The sequence below is a fragment of the Micromonospora sp. WMMD975 genome (genome assembly GCF_029581215.1).
GTDB lineage: Bacteria > Actinomycetota > Actinomycetes > Mycobacteriales > Micromonosporaceae > Micromonospora.
Map to the genome: position 1 here is coordinate 237221 of NZ_CP120739.1, position 18408 is coordinate 255628.

15 protein-coding genes are annotated in these 18408 nt (G+C 74.0%); 5 read left to right on the forward strand and 10 right to left on the reverse strand.

All coding sequences use genetic code 11. The features are described 5' to 3' along the window. Positions 1-10: 10 nt before the first annotated feature. A complete protein-coding gene (locus O7613_RS01095) occupies positions 11-859 on the reverse strand; it encodes a MurR/RpiR family transcriptional regulator (protein ID WP_282291515.1) in 849 nt (282 codons plus the stop codon). A gap of 611 nt (positions 860-1470) precedes the next feature. Here O7613_RS01095 and O7613_RS01100 point away from each other — a divergent pair. The 4 genes from O7613_RS01100 to O7613_RS01115 all read left to right on the forward strand — a co-directional run bounded on the left by O7613_RS01100 (position 1471) and on the right by O7613_RS01115 (position 8091). Next, positions 1471-1965 carry a hypothetical protein gene (locus tag O7613_RS01100; RefSeq protein WP_282291517.1) on the forward strand — a complete coding sequence of 165 codons (495 nt, stop codon included), beginning with the start codon at positions 1471-1473 and terminating at the stop codon, positions 1963-1965. Between the two features lie 190 nt (positions 1966-2155). Then, positions 2156-6331, forward strand: a complete 4176-nt coding sequence (locus O7613_RS01105) for a polymorphic toxin-type HINT domain-containing protein (protein WP_282291519.1) — start codon at positions 2156-2158, stop codon at positions 6329-6331. 29 nt (positions 6332-6360) lie between these two features. Next, complete coding sequence (locus tag O7613_RS01110; RefSeq protein WP_282291521.1) at positions 6361-6837, forward strand: hypothetical protein; 477 nt, start codon at positions 6361-6363, stop codon at positions 6835-6837. Between the two features lie 72 nt (positions 6838-6909). Further along, on the forward strand, positions 6910-8091 hold the full coding sequence (locus tag O7613_RS01115; protein WP_282291522.1) for a hypothetical protein: 1182 nt from the start codon (positions 6910-6912) through the stop codon (positions 8089-8091). Positions 8092-8094: 3 nt separating this feature from the next. On the opposite strand, the gene O7613_RS01120 is transcribed toward O7613_RS01115, so the two are convergent. Genes O7613_RS01120 through O7613_RS01150 form a run of 7 tightly spaced genes read right to left on the reverse strand, consistent with a single transcriptional unit; the run spans position 8095 to position 16047 of the window. Next, a complete protein-coding gene (locus tag O7613_RS01120) occupies positions 8095-9786 on the reverse strand; it encodes a glycosyltransferase family 39 protein (protein ID WP_282291524.1) in 1692 nt (563 codons plus the stop codon). Between the two features lie 30 nt (positions 9787-9816). Further along, entirely contained in the window at positions 9817-10650 is an 834-nt protein-coding gene (locus tag O7613_RS01125; RefSeq protein WP_282291526.1) for a glycosyltransferase, read from the reverse strand. Further along, entirely contained in the window at positions 10647-11576 is a 930-nt protein-coding gene (locus O7613_RS01130; protein WP_282291528.1) for a glycosyltransferase, read from the reverse strand. The genes O7613_RS01125 and O7613_RS01130 overlap by 4 nt, the downstream gene beginning before the upstream one ends. Then, positions 11573-12931 carry a hypothetical protein gene (locus O7613_RS01135; RefSeq protein ID WP_282291529.1) on the reverse strand — a complete coding sequence of 453 codons (1359 nt, stop codon included), beginning with the start codon at positions 12929-12931 and terminating at the stop codon, positions 11573-11575. Before O7613_RS01135 ends, O7613_RS01130 begins: the two co-directional genes overlap by 4 nt. After that, positions 12918-14012: a glycosyltransferase family 4 protein gene (locus O7613_RS01140; protein WP_282291530.1), complete on the reverse strand. Its 1095-nt coding sequence runs from the start codon at positions 14010-14012 to the stop codon at positions 12918-12920. The genes O7613_RS01135 and O7613_RS01140 overlap by 14 nt, the downstream gene beginning before the upstream one ends. Continuing rightward, complete coding sequence (locus O7613_RS01145) at positions 14009-14857, reverse strand: glycosyltransferase family 2 protein (protein ID WP_282291531.1); 849 nt, start codon at positions 14855-14857, stop codon at positions 14009-14011. Before O7613_RS01145 ends, O7613_RS01140 begins: the two co-directional genes overlap by 4 nt. 2 nt (positions 14858-14859) lie before the next feature. Further along, entirely contained in the window at positions 14860-16047 is a 1188-nt protein-coding gene (locus O7613_RS01150; RefSeq protein WP_282291532.1) for a hypothetical protein, read from the reverse strand. Positions 16048-16155: 108 nt separating this feature from the next. Between O7613_RS01150 and O7613_RS01155 the strand changes: the two genes are divergently transcribed. After that, positions 16156-16941 (forward strand): lipopolysaccharide biosynthesis protein, encoded by a 786-nt coding sequence (locus O7613_RS01155; protein ID WP_282291533.1) that lies wholly within the window; start codon positions 16156-16158, stop codon positions 16939-16941. Here the strand turns inward: O7613_RS01155 and O7613_RS01160 are convergent. Both O7613_RS01160 and rfbA read right to left on the reverse strand, forming a co-directional pair. Further along, on the reverse strand, positions 16887-17495 hold the full coding sequence (locus O7613_RS01160) for a dTDP-4-dehydrorhamnose 3,5-epimerase family protein (RefSeq protein ID WP_281584641.1): 609 nt from the start codon (positions 17493-17495) through the stop codon (positions 16887-16889). The genes O7613_RS01155 and O7613_RS01160 overlap by 55 nt on opposite strands. After that, a complete protein-coding gene (gene rfbA, locus O7613_RS01165; RefSeq protein WP_282291534.1) occupies positions 17492-18379 on the reverse strand; it encodes a glucose-1-phosphate thymidylyltransferase RfbA in 888 nt (295 codons plus the stop codon). The genes O7613_RS01160 and rfbA overlap by 4 nt, the downstream gene beginning before the upstream one ends. Positions 18380-18408 lie beyond the last annotated feature (29 nt).

An 18408-nucleotide genomic window follows, 5' to 3' on the forward strand; every position in this document is an offset into this window, starting at 1 on the left:
CGTACTCCTCTCAGCCGAGGAACAACTGGCGGCGGGCGGCGGACGACTCGAACGCCTCGAGCCGGACCTGAGCCTCGGCCGGCGCGGCGTCGCAGATCGCCTGGAGCACCACCATGGCCAGGGTCATCGGGGCGGTGTGCAGGTCGAAGACGAGGTCGGTGCCGACGGCGGCGGGCAGCACCACCTCGGCGTGGTCGGTGGCCGGGCTGACCGGGGAGTCGGTGATCGCCACCACCGTCAGCCCGGCGTCGCGGGCCTCGCGCAGCGCGTCGAGCGTCTCCCGGGGGTAGCGGGGCAGCACGAACGCGAGCAGCGCGGTGGCGCCGGCCGCGACGGCCTGGTCGAGGCGGTCGGCGAGCAGGCTGCCCCCGTCGTCGAGGACCCGCACGTCCGGGTGCACCTTCGCGGCGAAGTACGCGAAGTATGCGGCAAGCGGCGCGGCGGCGCGCAGCCCGAGCACCGGCAGCGGGCGGCTGGCCGCGAGGAGCTTGCCCACCTCGGCGATCCGGTCGGCGTCGGCGAGCTGGGCGGCGAGCCGGTCGAGGTTGTCCATCTCGGCGTGCACCGCCCGTTGCAGCGCGTTCCCGGCGGCGGCCGGCTGGGCGGCGCCTGGCGCGTTCAGCTCCCGCAGCCGGCGGCGCAGCGCGGGGTAGCCGTCGTGCCCGAGCGCCATGGCGAACCGGGTCACCGACGGTTGGCTGACGCCTGCCAGCTCGGCCACCTCGGCCGCGGACAGGTAGGCCGCCGCGCCCGCGTGCCGCACCAGGCAGTGCGCGATGCGCCGCTGGGTCGGGGTGAGCCGGACGCCGTGGAAGAGGTCGAGCAGGCGATCGGCGCTGGAGGCACCGCTTTCATTCACGGAACGACTCTATGCATGAAAACTTTCACCTGGCAAGGCCGGTCGCTTCGGAACTGTTTTCCCTGCTGGGAGCGGCGCGCCCGGACCGGACGGGGAGTGAGCACCCTTTGACCGCTTGTGCAGGGTGACAGGGGTCTATAGCGTGCACCTGTCTTGTCTCGCTTCCACGGGGGTTGCCGTGACTACACGGTCGATGCATGCTGTCCACGTCAGATCGAGTCCCACCCAGGGCGGGCGACTCTCCGAGGCGCGGCAGGCAGATCAACGGCCTCTCGCCCAGGCGGTCGCCGGGTCTTCCGATCAGGTTGAGGCATTCCGCACCGATGGCCGGCAGGCCATGTGGGCGTCCGATGAGCGCATCGGGGCGGGCAACCGCCCCGCCGTGGCGCGAGCGCTCGCCGGGGGACGGGCCGCGTAAGCGGCGGCAGGCCGGGGCCGGCACCGCACCGAGGGTGTCGAAATGCGGCCACCTTTCCTCGTCGCACGGGTCTTTTCGAGACAACGTCAAGAGGTCGGTGACGGTTCTCTCGACGGTTTTTCCTGAATGCCTGAGCGCATGTGAAAGTCACCCGTGGGTGTTCTTCCTGCGCCAAACCTGATTGGAGTGGTAAATGAAAATCGCGCGATGGGCTGTGGCGGCGACGGTGGCCGCCGGCGGTGCCGCGGTGATTGTTCCGGCAACCATGTCGGCGGCGGCGGACACCCCGCCCTCCATTGAGGAGGACTTCAACTACCCGGGCGCCGACAAGATCCTGGCGGACCACGGGATCAAGCTGTTCAGGGGCGACGGCCACATCATGTGGACGGCGACCCGGCCGATCGACGACGACCAGCCGTGCGCCGTGGGTGAGATCCAGGTGGAGCAGATCCCCGACGTCTCCGGGTTCTACCACTGCTTCAAGGTGCTGGGCGCATCCGGCTATCTCACCCTGGAGATCCCGGGGACCTTCGGGATCCGGGCCGGCAACGAGACCGTCGAGGCGACGGCGAAACTGCCGGACGGCGACAAGAAGTTCACCATCCCGCCGAACCGGCCGGTGCCGATCGACCCGGGCGAGGGCGGTAACCTGCCGCAGGCCATCCTGGTCGAGCTTCGGGTGAACTGACCGGGCGATACAAAATGATGGGCCGTCGCCAATTGGTGGCGGCCCATCATTGCGTCCGACCGGGCCTTGTGGACACTGCTGCTGATCGATAGCATTCCGGCTGTCTTGTCTCGCTTCCACGGGGGTTGCTGTGACTGCACAGTCAATGCGGGCTGCGCTTTTCAAAAATCATCGACTGTCACCCGGCTGGGTGCGACGCGTCGCCGTCGCGACGGCGGCGGTGCTTGTCGGATCGTTCATTCAGGCGGCGCCGGCAAGCGCCGAGGACGAGGAATATCCGTGGGACCCGGCGGTGGCCCGGGAGGTGCTCGTCACCTACGTGACCGAGGGCACCCCCTCGGTCAAGCGCGCCGCCGCCGAGATGCTGCTGGCCGACGATGCCGCGATACGTACGTTCCTTGAGGGCGGGGTGGACGAGGCGTGGGCCGCCGACGCGCGTGCCGCGGCGGAGTCGCTCGCCTCGATGGACGGTCCGGCGATGCGGGCCGGCGCACTCCAGGCCCTGGCCGGATCGCCGGCTGACGTCCAGGCGTACGTCGACGGGGGCTGGCGCGCGCCGTGGGCCGCGGACGAGCGGGTACGGGCCTACCGCCTGCTCGAATCCGGCGGGCCGACCATGCGGGCCGCCGCGCAGAAGGCGCTCGACGGCACCCCGGAGCAGCTCACCGAGTTCCTCGCCGAGGGGCGGGACGCGGCGGCGGTCGCGGACGACCGGCTGGCGGCGACCCAGATGCTCACCGGCGGGGCCAACAACTCCGGTCCGGTGCTCGACACGGCAGCCGCCCAGGCACTCCAGGGCTCGGCCGACGACCTGCGGGAGTTCATCACCGCCGGCCAGTTCGTCGCTCGCGCGCGGGACAAGGAACTGGCTTCCATCCGCAGCCTGACCGAGCAGGCGAAGCAGGCCAGCGAGACCACCGCCCGGGAGTCGCTCGCCGCGACGGAGGCATCGAACCGGGCGGCGAACGCGGCCGAGGAGGCCAAGAAGCAGGCCAAGATCGCGGCGGACGAGACCGCCGCGGCGGGCGGGGCCGCGGCCAAGGCGTCGGCCGCCGCCGGTCGGGCCGCCGACGCGGCGGACGGTGCCGCCGACGCCGCTCGGGACGCGGTGAGCGCCTCGAACGCCGCCATGCGGGCGGCGCGGGTGGCGTCCGACGCCGCCCGGAAGGCGACCACCGCCGCCTCCCTGACCGCGCAGGCCGCCGCGCGTGCGCAGCGGGCCGCGGCGGATGCCCGGACGGACGCGGGCAAGGCCGCAGCGGCTCGGCAGGCCGCCCAGCAGGCCCGGGACGCGGCCCGCAAGGCGCGCGAGCTGGATCAGGTGCGGGCACAGCGGGACCGTGCGCTGGCCCAGGCGAAGTCGGCGAGCACCGCGGCGAAGGGCGCGAGCGCCAACGCGGACGCGGCGGCGGCCGAAGCGCGGAAGGCGGGCGCGCAGGCCGGCGTCTCCGAGGCGCAGGCGAAGCGGGCGCGGGACGCGGCGGCGCGGGCGCAGGCGCAGGCGGCTGCGGCGTCGCGAGCGGCGGATCGGGCGTACGCGCTGGCGGTGGCGGCGGCGAAGGCGTCGGATGAGGCGTTCGAGTTCGCGCGGCGGGCGGCGGCGCATGCGGAGGCGGCGGCGGACGCGGCGGAGGCTGCGGCTGCGGCGGCGGGTGACGCGGCGAAGGCGGCGGCGGAGTCGGCGAAGCATGCGGCGGCTGCGGTGGAGGCGGCGAACACGGCGGTGGAGGCGGCGAACAAGGCTGTCGAGTTGGAGCGGCTGGCGCGCGAGGAGGATGACGCGCGGTTGGCGGAGTCCACCGAGCAGGGTGTGTTGGCGGCGCAGGACGCGCAGGCGTTCGAGCAGGCGAAGAACGCCGCCGTGGGTGACGTGGTGGCGTGGAACCGCAAGTTGCTGTGGGACACCGCGGAGGAGGACCGGATCGACCCGGCCACCCGTCAGCTGCTCAGCGAGGCAACCGCGTCGGGTGCCACCACCGCGGTCATGCTCGACCGGGGCCGGCGCGCCGCGATCAACCTGTTGACCAGCGGTGGCGAGCACACCAAGGCGTCGGCGTCGGAGGCGCTGACCGGCGGTGAGGTGGAGCTGCGGTCGTGGTTGACCGATGGCCGTCGGGTCGCGGTGGGTCAGGATGATCGGGCGCGGGTGTGGCATCTGGTCGACACGTTGCCGGACGGGAACGAGAAGACGGCGGCGCAGGCGGCGTTGGCCGGTGACGACGCGGCGGTGCAGGCGTTCCTGCGGACGCGGAACTATGCGGGTAAGTCGACGGTTGATCGGCAGGCGATCTACAAGATTCTGGAGACGTCCGGCCCGACGGTGACGGCGGCGGCGGAGCGGGCGTTGGCGGGGACGGCCGCGGAGCGGCACGAGTTCCTGCGTTCGGGGCAGTATTCGGCCCGTACCTCGGACGAGCGGCTTGAGGTCTACCGGACGATGGATGCCGGTGGGCCGCAGGTGAAGGCGGCCGGGCAGGTGGCTCTGGCGGGGCCGCCGTCGTACATCTCGTATTTCCTGACGGCGGGCCGCTACCAGGCCGCGCAGCGTGATCAGGAGCAGGTCGCGCACGTGGCGGCGGTGCAGACGTTGATCGCGGAGGCGCAGCGGTACGCCCAGTCGGCGGTGTCGGACGCGGCCGAGGCGAATCGGGTCGCGGCGGTGGCGGCAGGTAAGGCGGCGGAGGCGAAGACGTACGCCGACCAGGCGAAGGCGTCGGCGGACAAGGCCGCGGAGTACGCCAACGACGCGAACACCTCGGCGGTCGCGGCGAAGAACTCCGCGGACCAGGCGGCCCAGTCCGCCACCACGGCACGCAACGCCGCGAACTCCGCCCAGGCCAGCGCCAACCAGGCCGCCCAATCCGCCGCCACGGCGGGCGCGGCAGCCAAGCGGGCCCGCCAGGACGCCGCGGGGGCCGCGCAGGCCGCCCGGGACGCCCGGCAGGCGGCGAAGCAGGCCGGCGCCGACGCCGCCGCCGCGAACCAGGCGGCCCGGGAAGCGGAGCAGATCTACAACACCAAGCTGAAGGAGTGGGAGGCCGCCCAGCGGAACACCGCGCCGGGCAGCGCCTGGGACGGCAACGGTACGGCGCTGGAGCAGCACCGGACCTGGAGCTGCATGGTGCAGCCGTCCCAGCTCACCGCGGAGTGCGCGAAGGTCTACGTCGACTTCGCCGACGCGCTCGTCCGGCCCGGGAAGTGCACCACCGCCGGGCTGAACACCGGGCCCGGCTGCGAGATGGTCGACGACATCAAGGAGTTCGTCAAGGACAACCCCGACCTGATCCTCGACGTCGTGCAGCTCGTTCTCGCGGTGTGCGGTCTGGTGCCGGCGTACGGCGAGGCGTGCGACGGGGTGGACGCCGGCATCTCCTTCGCCCGGGGTGACTGGGTGGGCGGTGTGCTCTCCGGTCTCAGTGCGATCCCGATCGCCGGTTGGGTGCCGGCCGGGATCAACATGGGTCGGCTCGGGGACAAGTTCCGCGACGCGTGGCGGGTGTTCGACGAACTCGCCAAGAAGTGCGACAACGTGCCGAACAGTTTCACGCCGGGCACGAAGGTGCTGCTCGCCGACGGCAGTCGTAAGGCCATCGAGCGGCTGCGCGTCGGCGACGAGGTCCGCTCGGCGAACGCGCTCGTCGGCGTCTCGGCGACCGGCCGGGTGATCGAGACCATCAAGGGCTCGGGCACCAAGGTGCTGGCGAAGGTCACCATCGACACCGACGGCGACCGGGGCACCGCGACCGAGACGCTCACGGCCACCTGGAACCACCCGTTCTGGACCACCGACGCCAACGCCTGGGTCAAGGCCGGCGAGCTGAGGCAGGGGCAGTCGCTGCTCACCGCGGACGGGCGCCACGTCGAGGTCGACAAGGTCGAGACCCGTACCGAGCGGACCACCGTCTACAACCTCAACGTCGCGGACCTGCACACCTACTACGTCTTCGCCGGCAACGTCCCGGTGCTCGCCCACAACTGCGGCAAGATCGATCTCGATCACGGGGTCGCGGGCGCACACCCGAAGGACCACGTGGGGAAGACCGACGCCGAGATCACGACGCGTGCCGACACGGACCCGAAGGCCAAGGGTGTGGCGTCCACCCTCAACGGCGACACCTACCAGCAGACCGTGGACGCGGTTGTCGCCGACAACATCGACAAGATCAACAAGTGGGCGGCGAAGTCGCAGTCCGGCGCGGAGATCGAATACACCAAGCGGTTCAGTTACCCTGTGGGCCGGGTCGCGAAGAAGGGTGAGACCACACCCAAGGACGCGTACACGGTCACGCTGGTCCTCAAGCGGATCGACAAGGGCTACCAGGGACACAAGGGCGCCTGGGTGGTGAAGACCATCAAGGCGTTCTAAGCAGAGGACACGGTGGGGGTCTGAGCTCCGTGCGCGAGTGGGACGCGGCACCCGAGGCGGTCGCAAGCGACGTCGTGGCGTCGCTCGGCCGGTGCGACCGGGAGTTGGGCGACTTCGCGACCGGCGTCACGCTCGACTACGACTTCGGGCCGGACAGTGGTCTCTACCCCCACCTGATCCTCAGCACCGAGCAGGACGGGGTGCAGCAGGCGGACATCCGTAAGACGATCCGGATGCCGATCTCGCTGCACCCCTTCCTGAGCAACGAGATCTCCATCCGTCTCACCCTCGGCTTCACCCCGTCCGCGTGCCATGTCACATCGGTCATCGAGGTCCACCTCGACCAGCCGATGGGGACCTTCGCCGCCGGCTCGCACACCCTCCACCGCCGAGCGTCCGAGGGCCTGACGCTCGCGGAGGCGTTACGGGCGGCGGAGGCGCACGTCCGCGACCTCTACCGGGTGGCGACATTCCCGGAAACGCTCGGGCTGCCGCCGCGCGGATGAGCAGCGTGGGCGGACCAGCCGCCGAGCGTCCTCTCGGTAGTATCCGCACGGCGGGCGAGCGGAGGAGTGGGGATGCAGCCGGAAGGTCCGTACAGGTTCACCGAGGTGCTCGGGGAGTGCCAGGTCGGCCGGGGCTGGGCGGCGCTCGACGGGCAGGACCGGCCGGTGACCGTGGCGACGCTCGACGGCGCCGCGGCCGGCGACCAGCGCTGGCGGGAGGCGTTCACCAACGCCGCGAACGTGCTGGCGCAGACGCCCGGCGGCCACCGCTACGTCAACGCCGACTTCACCGCCGACCAGCCCTGGGTGGCGTACCCGTCGGAGGCCACGACCGCCGCCGACCGGCTGTTCCAGTCGCTCGGCATGGACTACCAGCGCATCGCCACCGCCGACATTCTCCCGCCGCCACCGCCGGTCTCGGCGCCGCCGCAGCCGGTCTCCTCCCCGCCGCAGCTGCCGTGGAGCCCACAGCCGTGGGCCATGGCCCCCACGCAGCCGGTTTCCGGTGCGCCGTCGTCAGGTGTGCCGGTGTCGCCCGGCATGCCGGTGCCGGCCGCCCCCGCCCCGGCCACCGCCCCCGATCCGCTGGTGGCGACCGGCGGCCCGCGGATCACCCCGGTCCCGCGTCCGCCGCGCAACCGGACCGGCCTGTGGATCGGCGGCGTGGTCATGGCCGCGGTGCTGGCCGGCGGCGCCGGGCTGCTCGCCGGCCGCGCGCTCGCCGGTGACGGTGAGCCGGCCACCCCTTCGGCCAGCACCTCCCCGGCGCTCTACGAGGCCACGCAGTATTCGTTGAACAAGGCGAAGTTCGACGCTGGCCTGATGCCGCTCGCCGAGCCCTGGCTCGACGACATGGGCGGCTGCGCGATCAACACGGAGAAGAGCGGCCCGGCGCTCGCCGCCGGCGAGAAGCAGCACGTCTTCTGCCGCTATCTGGGCGTGTCGCTGCACTTCGCGGCGTACGAGTCGGCCGAGAAGAAGGAGGCCGCCCGGGCCTTCCGCCAGCAGATGGGCATCATCGGTCGGGCGCTCGCGCCCGGGATGCGGGAGGCCGCGCAGGTCACCGGCGGCACCAGCAACGCCCCCGGCAGCTACGTCGAGTACGCCGGAAACGGCCAGGACGGGCGTCCGGTCTGCGGCATCTGGTGGGGCCGGGACGACAGCGTCGCCGCCATCTACATGGAGACGCCGTGCGGGGCCGGGCTCGGCGGCAACTGGGACGCCCTGCGCGACGTCTGGCACCGCCACAGCTAGAGGCTAACGCGGCCGGGCGCCGTTCGGCGGCGGCACCAGGCAGACGTCACTCCCCTTGGTGACGCCCGCCGCCAGGTCGAAGCGGACCACGCGCGCCCCGCTGAACTGCCGCTCGGTGACCGCCACACCACCGCCGCCGAGCCGGACGATGACGTCCCGGTTCGCCCCGTCCGCCCAGTCGGTGGCCTGGAAGAGCCAGATCCGGGACCGCCCGGCCAGCAGCGTCGACACCGTCCGGTTCGGGCAGCCGCCGGGACCGGCCGCGACCACGTAGGCGTCCGCCGGTGGGCCGTACCAGGCCAGGGCGTTCCAGGAGACGGAGGTGGCGAGCACCAGGTCACCGGGGCGCCGCTGGGCGTCCAGGTGGCGTAGCGCGGTGCGGTAGTCGGCCGCGTTGGCGCCGCCGCCCTGGGCGAAGGCCCGCGCCGGGTGCACCGTGGCCACCACGTCGGTGGCGAGCTGCGGCACGGCCAACGCGAGCAGGAGCAGCGCCCCGACCGCCCACCGGACCCGGCCGGGCAGCCCGGGGCGGGCCACCGGCGGCGCGACGGCCAGGCTGGCCAGCAGCAGGCACGCCGGCACCGCGTAGAGCGCCAACCGGCCGTTGAACGGGTAGACCGAAACGGCCGCGCCGGCCAGCCCGGCCGTCAGCGGCACGAGCAGGACCAGCACCGCCGCGCCGGAGAGCCGGCGGCGGCCCACCGCCGCGCCGAGAACCAGCAGCGGTACGACGACCCACGCCGACCAGGCCACGAACGGCACGGTGGCCAGGCTCCGGTAGGTCGCGGTGAACCAGTCCACGGTGGCCGACAGGTCGGTCAGCGGATGCGCCGGATAGATCGACTTGCCGCGCCAGTAGGCGGCGAGCTGCGCGTCGTCCAGCCCCGGGGCCAGGAGCAGGACATACACCACGAGCACCATCACAGCCCAGGCCGGCGCGGGCGCGACGAACCGCCCCAGCTCCCGCCACCGGGACGCCCAGGTGCGGCCGGCGCGGGTGAGCCCTCGCGCGGCGAGCAGCACGCCGAGCGCGCCGGCGACCGGGATGGACAGCGTGCTGAAGACGGCCGCGACAAGCGACACGGACCAGAACAGGGCCGCGCCGGCCCAGGTCGGGGCGCCCCGGCACAGCAGCAGGGCCAGCCCGACGAGCAGCGTGACGCAGAACGCCTCGGCGCTGTACTGCTTCAGCTCGTTCGAGTAGCCGATCAGGAACGGGGCGACCGCGACCAGCAGCAGCGCCGCCAGGGCGGCAAGCGGCGGCAGGAGCCGCCGGCCGAGCCAGGCCACGAGCGGCAGCAACGCCAGCCCGAACAGCAGCGGTACGAGGCGAAGCGCCCACTCGCCGTCGCCGAGGCTGTCGAGTGCGAGCCGTTCCAGCCACAGCCAGCCGGGCGGCGCGGACTGGCTGAACGCCAACGGCCGCAACAGGTCCAGGTAGCCGCGTTCGCGCAGGTTGTGCGCCACGTACAGCTCGTCGCTCCAGAGGCTGCGCACGTACGCCCACTGCCGGATCCGCAGCCCGGCGCCGAGCACCATGAGCAGGCCGGCGATCGGCCAGTATGGGGACTGGCCCAGCCGGGCCCACCCGCCCGCCAGGCGGGCCACCGGACGCGCCCGGTTCGGCACGGGCAGCGGCGACGCGGGGGAGTACGCCGCGGGGAGGACCGCCGCCGGGGGGCGCGTCACGGACACGGCGAGACGCTACCAAAACACCGTTCGCGTTCAGGTCCCCCGCGTGACCGTACCGGCACCGTCCGGCATCGGCGACCCGACCAGCCGGGCGGCCTCCCGGTGCCGGCGCTCCGGCCGCGGGAGTCCGACCAGGAACTCGGGGAACATGCGGAAGAAGGTCCGGGCGGAGCGCAGTTCCAGGCTGTGCGCCCGGGACCAGCGCAGCGAGTTGGTCGCGCGGGCCCAGTGGTGCGTCCACCGCACGTCGCCGCGTACCGCGACCGCCAGGCCCCGCCGCCAGGCGCGCAGACCCAGCTCGTGGTCCTCGTAGTAGAGGAAGAACCGCTCGTTCCACCCGCCCAGCGCGGCGACGTCGGCGGTCCGGCCGGCGACCGCCGCGCCCATCACCCAGGCGACGTAGCGCGTCTCGCCCGGCGCGACCACCTGCCGGTACGAGGCGTGCAGCCGGGACAGCGGCCAGACGTTCCGGTTGCCGAGCTTGGCGGTGGCGTACGGGAATCCGCGCCCGTTGGCCTGCGGTGTGCCGTCGGTGCCGAGCAGTTGCGGCGCGACCAGCCCGCCGTGGACGTCCAGGTGCCCGGCCAGCACGGGCAGGTCGTCGGCGCGTACCTCCAGGTCCGGGTTGGCGAACAGGACGTAGCGGCCGGTCGCCTCGCGTAGCGCCACGTTGTTGGCGCGGGCGAAGCCGACGTTCGCCGGCAGCCGGATGACCCGTGCGCCCAGCTCGGCGGCGACCGCGGCGGAGTCGTCCGCGGAGGCGTTGTCGACCACCAGCCACTCGTACGGCTGCCGGTCGCGCCAGCAGCGACGCAGCGTCCCGGCCGAGTTGTAGGCGACAGTCACCACGGTCCACTGGTGCGTCATCGGGCCTCCCGGGCGGTGAGAAAGCCGCGCAGCGACGCGAAGCCGAACCGGCTGCCGGCCCACTGTCGGCGGGCGGCCGGCGCCTCGACCAGCCCGCGCCCGACGCCGCGCAGGAACGGCCGCAGCAGGCCCTGCCGGATCCGCCGGGCGGCAAGCGCGACGTGCGCCAGCGCGAGGACCGGCAGCGCGACGAGCAGCAGCGGCCCGGTGAACGTGCGCGCCGCCACCAGCAGCCGGTTACGGGCCAGCAGGTACGCCCGGAACCCGGACAGCCCGTGGTCGCCGGACACGCTGTGCCCACCGGCGTGCGGCAGCACCAGGTCCAGCCCGCGCGTGCGCAGGCCGGCGGCGTAGAGCCGGAACGCCAGGTCGGCGTCCTCGCCCCAGGCGAACAGGTGCCCCCAGAAGCCGTCGAACCGGCGGAACAGCGCGGTCGGGAACACCGCCGCCCCGCCGGACGGGCCGAGCGGGGCCCGGCCGACCGTGGCTGGCCGGTCGATGAAGAGCGACAGCGGGTTCAGGTCGATGCCCACGTACTCGCCGCCGTGCATGGCCAGGCCCACCGCGATCGGGCCGTCCGGGTGCGCGGCGACGGCGGCGCAGATCCGGGCCAGCGCGTCGTCGGGCAGCCACACGTCCGGGTTGAGCAGCAGCACGTGGGACGTGTCGACGGTCGCCACGGCCCGGTTGCAGCCGGCCGCGAAGCCCGGGTTCGACCCGTCGGGCAGGTAGGCGTACCGGCCGGCGGGCAGGTGACCGGCGACGACGTCGGCGCACCCGTCGGCCGGCTGGTGGTCGGCGAAGACGAACCGGACCGGCAGGTCGCCCGCGGCGCGTACCCAGGTGGGCAGCGTCTCGGCGAGCATGCCGGCGGACCGGTAGAGCACGGTCACCACCGTCAGCCCGTCGAACGGCGTCCCGGTCACGTCGTGGTCCTCCCCAGCCGGTGCAGGATCACCAGGCCGGGCACCAGGCTCAACCAGGTCGGATAGATCAGGGGGTACAGCTCGTAGACGCCGAACAGTGCGAAGTAGACGACGAACGCCCGGGCCAGTTGCCCGGCCGGCGCGGCGGAGAACTCGAACCACCGTTCGGTCCCGCCGACCGCCAGGCCGAGCACGGCCAGGAAGACCGCCGCGCCGAGCGGACCCCAGTCGAGCAGCGGGATGGCCACGAAGGTGGCGGTGTTCATCAGGTACGGCTGGCTGAGCTGGGCGGTCAAGCCGTACAGGTCGGCCTTGCCGACGATCGGCTCGACCCGAGAGCCGAGGAACGTCAGCGAGTAGGTGCCGTGCCGGGGCTCCAGGTGCGCCCGCTGCGACCAGACCCGCCCGAACGTCTCGGTGGAGGAACTCAGCGACAGGTCGAGCGACCCGGCGCTGCTGGTCAGCGCGTTGCTGCCGTACCGGGCCCGGAACTCGGTCTCGAACGCGCCGGTGCCGGCCATGGTGCGCTGCCCGCCGAGGAACACCGCCGCGCCGAGCGCCACCGCGCCGATCAGCAGCACCACGGGCGTCCGCGCGGCCAGGAACGCCGCGGCCCGACCCCGGGTACGCCGCACCGACAGCGCGGCGATCAGCGCCGGCGCGATGCCGACGAGCACCGAGTTCTTGCTCGCGCCGAGCGCCGCGCCGACGGTGAAGACCGCGGTCAGCGCGTAGTAGAGCGGCAGCGCCGGCCGGCGTCCGGACAGCGCGCGCAGCAGCGAGACGGCCATGCCGAGCGTCCACGCCTCGGACAGCAGGCCGACGACCAGGTTGGACTGTTCGCGGAGCACCTGCCGGGCGGCGTCCGGGTTGTCGGCGAGCAGCGGCGGCAGGGTGCCGCGGAAGCGGACCGCCGCGGTCACCACCGCCACGCCGAGCAGCACGAACAGGTACGCCCGCATGCGCCGCTCGGACGGCCAGGACAGCTCCGGGCGAGACGGTTTCGGCCGGGGCAGGTCCGGCGGCGGCCGTCCGCCGTCCCGCCGCTCGACCAGCCGCCGCCCGGCCGCCCACGCCAGCAGGAAGACGGTCACGTAACCGGCGAGCACCGGCAGCACCCCGCGACCCGCCCACGAGTCGTACGGGCCGGGCAGCACCCGCACGGCGAGCAGCGCGGCGGTCCACACGGTGGCGCACGCGGCGAGCGCCCACATCCGGGCGCGGGCGGCAACCGACGCGCCGACGGCGAACGCGAGCGTGACCGCCGCCCCCGCGTCCCAGGTCGCCAGCAGCAGGGCCACGCCGAGCGTGAACGGGAGCGCGACCGACCAGAGTCGACGTTCAGCCGGCGGCACGGGAAACCGTCCGGTAGAGGTCGAGCCAGTCGTCCACGCAGCCGGCGAAGGAGTGCCGGGTCGCGTAGTCCCGGGCCAGCTCGCGGCGACGCTCGTCCCACGCCTGCGGCCCGGTGGCCGTGCGCACCGCGGCGGCCATCGCCGCCGGGGTCGGCTCCGCCTGGTACGCGAGCACGCCGTCGCCGGCCGCGGTGACCTCGGCCAGGCCACCCACCCCGGAGTGCACCACCGGTACGCCGAGCGACATCGCCTCCAGCGCGCTGCGCCCGAACGCCTCCACCCGGGACGGCACCAGCAGGCAGTGGATCCGGTGCAGGAAGGGCGCCGCGTCCACCCGCCCGATCAGGTGCAGGTTCGGCCGGGCGGCGAGCGGAAGGTCGCCGGCACCGGCGACCAGGAACTCCACGTCCGGCAGCGCCGCCGCGACGGCCGGCAGCAGGTCCGCACCCTTCTCCCGTTCCAGCCGGCCGAGGAAGCCGACCCGGACCGGCTCGTCCGGCGCGGGCCCGGGCCGGTCGGTCGCCTCCGGCCAGATCGCCGGCAGCGGGTTCGTGATCACCCGCACGTCCCGCACCCGTCCGCGTACCCGCAGCTCCCGGGCCTCGAAGGCGGAAACCGCGACCGTCGCGTGCGGCCGGAGCCGGCGCAACATCAGGTCCGTGGCGATGTTCGCCTGCACGGCCGCCTTCGCCCGCAGCGACCCCGCCGCGTCGCGATACTGCCAGAGGCTGTTGTGCAGCGTCACCACGAGCGGCGTGCGCCGGCCGCGCACGCCCAGTCCGGCGCGGGCGTGCATGGCGGCGGAGAGCAGGTGCGCGCTGACCACGTCCGGCCGCAGTTCGTCGACGAGCGCCCGGATCCGCCGCGCGTAGCCGAGGTCGACCCGCCCGGCGGCGGCGAGCGGCAGCCACCGCACGCCCGCGGTCCGCAGCGCCGCCGCCACCTCGTCGTCGCCGGTGGCGGCGACCACGTCCACGCCCCGGTCGGCGAGCGCCGGCAGCATCTCGGTCAGGAAACGCTCGGCGCCGCCGAGCTGCCGCCGGCCGGACCCGCCCGTGGTGCAGACGAACAGCACCCTCATCGGGCGGCCAGGCCTTCCAGCGCGCCCCGGGCGACCGCCCGGCGGGCGCCGCCGCCCACCGCGGCCCGCGCCAGCACCCCGACGGTGTACGCGGAACAGGCGACGGTGCCCCGCCACCCGGCCAGCTCGCGGCTGGCCCGGATGAACTCCCGGGTCTGCCGGCGGGCGATCTCCTCCGCCGGCCACCGGCGCTTGGCGCTGGCGTCGTCCTCGTGCCTGACCACGGCGTCCGGCAGGTACGCCAGGCGCAGCCCCAGCCGGCGGACCGCCCAGCACAGCCGCAGGTCCTCCGAGTAGAAGAAGGACGACTCGTCGACGCCGCCGATCCGCTCCAGCGTCTCCCGCCGGATCGCCACGAACGGCCCGGAGAGCCAGTCCCCCCGCTCCGGCGGCGCGACGATCCGCAGCCTCGGGGCGACGAGGCTGAGCCCGGTGGCGTGCGCCACGCCGGCGCGAACCGTCAGGAACCGGCCGGCGGCGGTCCGGTCCACGCCGTCCACGTCGAGCACCTTCGGGAACGCGGCACCCACCGCCGGGTCGTCGAGTTCCGCGGCCAGCCGCTCGACCGCGCCGGGGCGTACCTCGATGTCGTTGTTGGACAGCACCACCCGGGAGCGGGTGCTGTGCTGGACGCCGAGGTTCATGCCCCGGGCGTAGCCGAGGTTCGTCTCCGAGCGGACGTAGGTGGCGCCGGTCCCGGCGCACATGGCCCGCAGCGCGTCGGCGATGCCGGCGGCGCTGCCGTTGTCCACCACCACCGTCTCCGCTTCGGCCGGCAGGGACCTGAGACAGGCCCGGGTGCGCTCGAAATCTTCCCAGGTCAACACCACGATTGAGACGTCCACCGCTAGGCCATCCGAGTGACGAGGAGGGGCGTGGCCCGGCGCAGGCGCGCCCGGGTCCGGAGCGCGTACACGACGTAGGCGACCGAGGCGGCGACCGCGGCGCCGAACGCGCCGGCCCACGGGATGAGCAGAACGTACAGCACGACCGACACCGACATGGTGACCAGGGCCACGGCGGTGGTGGCCCGCTCGCCGGCGCGCTTGAGCAGCGCGGCGCTCCACGTCTTGCCGGCCGACAGCGCCAGCGTCCCGGGCAGCAGGAGCAGCCCGAAGACCCAGGCGTGCCGGTAGTCGGGGGAGAGCACGCCGAGCACCGCCAGGCCGGCCACGGCCAGCACGGCGATCGGCGTCGCGCCCCTGACCACCTCGCGGCCGTGGTCGCCGATGGCGTCCGGGTCCCGCTCGGCCAGGATCCGCTGGGCCCGGACCACGGCGCCGGACTGCGCGAACTCCAGCGCCGCCACGGCCAGCGCGAAGACACCGAGCGGGCCCGCGCCGGCGAACCGGGCCACCAGGACCTGACTCAGCCGGTACGTCAGCATCTGCGCACACACCCCGACGTGCAGCCGGCCCACGGCGAGCAGGTCGGCGCGGTAGTCGCCGCGCCCGGCGCTCGCTGTCGGAACCGGACCGGACCGCCGCGCCCAGACCAGCACCGCCACCGCGAGCACGGTCGCGGTGGCGAGCTGCACGCCCAGCCACAGCTCGCTCCAGTCCCCGCCGTCGAGCCGGCGACCCGACCAGAGCAGCGCGTACCCGGCGACCAGCACGGCCCCGCCGGCGGCCCGCACGGCGTAGACGAACCAGAACCGGCGCAGCCGCAGCCCCAGCGCGCCCGCCGTGTTGAAGACGGTGAGCGCGCACCCGGCCGTCACACCGACCGGGTGGCTGCCCAGCCCGGCCAGCGTGGTCAGCAGCGCCGCCGCCAGCGCGGTGAGCCCGAGCGACCCGGCGACGATGCCGACGATCCACAGTCGACCCCGGGACATGATCCAGCCGGCCGGGCGGGACAGCAGGAACGTGTCGACGGACAGACCGCCGAGCGCGCCGCCCACCGTGGCGCTCACCATGTTCGCGGCCAGCTCCCCCCGCTGGGCCGCCGGCAGGGTCACCGAGACCAGCGCGGCGAGCCCGGTCAGGCCGAGGGAGGCCAGATAGAGACGCTCGGGGGAGACGTAGCGTCGTACCACGTCGTCCTCCCCCGGGATGCGATGTCGCCGGCCTGTTCTACCCGACCGGCGCGGCCCGCCGCAATCGGCCGTCGGCCGGCGACCGTCCGCCCGGTAGTCTGCCGCCTCATGGACCTCGCCCGCGTGCTCCGGCGTTCGTGGCCGATCGTGGTGGCGCTGGCGTTGCTCGGTGGCGTCGGCGCGGGCGTGCTCGCCGGGCGTCGCGAACCCGTCTACCGGGCGCAGACCCGGCTGCTCGTCACGTTCGCGGCCGACGGGTCCGCCGCGCCGCAACCCCCGCCGTCCGAGGAGGTGGCCGACCAGCTCATGCAGCGGCGGGTGAAGACGTACGCCACCATGATGAACACGCCGCGGCTGACCCGCCCGGTGATCGACGCGCTGCGGCTGCCGTACCCGCCGGACGACCTGACCGACCGCGTCGTCGCCTGGTCCACCGTGGACACCCTGACCGTCGAGGTGGCCGTGACGGACCGGCGGGCCGACACCGCGGCGGCGATCGCCAACGCGCTCGCCGCCGAGCTGCAACGGATCGCCCGACGCGACCTGCCGCCGGCCGGGCTGGGGCTCAAGGCCCACGTGGCGGTGGTGACGCCCGCTGTCGCGCCGCGTCGGCCGGAGCGGGTGTGGTGGCCGCCGTACGCCGCCGGTGGCGCGCTCGGCGGACTCGCGATCGGCCTCGCCCTGGCCCTGGCCCGGGCGAACGGCCGCGCCGGTACGCCGATCGGCGCCGACGCCCGTGCCGTGTGGACGGCGGCGCGGCCGGCCGTGCGGCGCCGGCCGGTCGGCCCTGCCCCGGACGGCGGCCCTGCCCCGGACGACCCGGCTCAGGACGACCCGGCTCAGGACGACGGGCGGGTGTCCCGTCCGGCGGTGAAGGAACGGCAGGCGTCGTAGTCCGGCAGCAGGCCCGCCGCGCGGGCCTGCGCCAGGCTGGGCGCCGCCGCGTCCCGCGCGGAGAGCAGCGGCGTCGCCGCCGGCCAGTCGATGGCGAGGTCGGCGTCGAGCGGGTGCACGGTGTGCTCGCCCGCCGGGCGGTAGGTGGTGGAGCAGAGATAGCTGAGCGTGGCGTCGTCGGTCAGGGCGCAGAAGCCGTGCCCCAGCCCCTCGGCCAGGTAGACGGCCCGCCGGTCGACGTCGTCCAGGCGTACCGTCTCCCACCGGCCGTAGGTCGGTGAGCCGACCCGGACGTCCACCACCACGTCGAGCACGGCCCCCCGGACACAGGTCACGTACTTCGCCTGGCCGGGCGGGACGTCGGCGAAGTGGACGCCGCGCACCACGCCGCGCGCGGACACCGAGAGGTTGCCCTGCGCCAGCCGCAGCGGGTGTCCGACCGCCTCGGCGAGCCGGTCGAAGCGGTACCACTCGACGAACAACCCGCGCGGGTCGCCGTGCCGCACCGGGGTGACCTCCCAGGCCCCCTCGATGCCGAGCGGCCGGATCCTCACGACCCGCTCCGAGGCGCCGGCGGCTCGGCCAGCAGGCCCAGCAGATAGCTGCCGTAACCGCTGCGGGCCAGCGGAAGCGCCAGGCTCCGCAACCGCTCGTCGTCGATCAACCCGGACCGCCAGACGACCTCCTCGACACAGCCGATCTTCATGCCCTGGCGCTCCTCGATCACCCGGACGAACTCGGCGGCCTGCATCATCGAGGTGAACGTGCCGGTGTCCAGCCACGCGGTGCCCCGGTCGAGCACGGTGACGGTCAGCTCGCCCCACTCCCGGTAGGTCTCGTTCACCGCCGTGATCTCCAACTCACCGCGGGCGCTGGGGGTGAGCTTGCGGGCGATCTCCACCACCCGGTGGTCGTAGAAGTAGAGGCCGGGCACCGCGTACCGGGACCGGGGACGGTCCGGCTTCTCCTCGATCGACAGCACCCGACCGGCCGCGTCGAACTCGACCACGCCGTAGTCCGCCGGGTTCGCGACCGGGTAGGCGAACACCCGCGCGCCGGCCGGGTCGCCGTGCCGCGCGAGCTGGGAGCCGAGCCCGACGCCGTGGAAGATGTTGTCGCCGAGGATCAGCGCGACCGACTCGCCACCGATGAAGTCCGCGCCGAGCAGCAACGCCTGCGCGATGCCCTCCGGGCGGGCCTGCTCGGCGTACACCAGGCGCAGCCCCCACTGGCTGCCGTCACCGAGCAGCCGCTCGAACTGCGTGCGGTCCTCGGGCGTCGTGACGATCAGGATCTCCCGCACCCCGGCCATCACCAGTGTGGACAGTGGGTAGTAGACCATCGGCTTGTCGAACACCGGCATGAGTTGCTTGGAAACGGCCCGGGTGATCGGCCAGAGACGCGACCCGGTGCCGCCGGCGAGAAGGATTCCACGCACTCGCGGAGACTACCGTCGCGTAAGCTCTC

What these genes read in the sequence shown, in the direction of transcription:
- O7613_RS01100 (WP_282291517.1), top strand. Translation starts at nt 1,471, where the DNA reads ATGAAAATCGCGCGATGGGCTGTGGCGGCGACGGTGGCCGCCGGCGGT.
- O7613_RS01115 (WP_282291522.1), top strand. Translation starts at nt 6,910, where the DNA reads ATGCAGCCGGAAGGTCCGTACAGGTTCACCGAGGTGCTCGGGGAGTGC.
- O7613_RS01125 (WP_282291526.1), bottom strand. Translation starts at nt 10,650, where the DNA reads ATGACGCACCAGTGGACCGTGGTGACTGTCGCCTACAACTCGGCCGGG.
- O7613_RS01140 (WP_282291530.1), bottom strand. Translation starts at nt 14,012, where the DNA reads ATGAGGGTGCTGTTCGTCTGCACCACGGGCGGGTCCGGCCGGCGGCAG.
- O7613_RS01155 (WP_282291533.1), top strand. Translation starts at nt 16,156, where the DNA reads ATGGACCTCGCCCGCGTGCTCCGGCGTTCGTGGCCGATCGTGGTGGCG.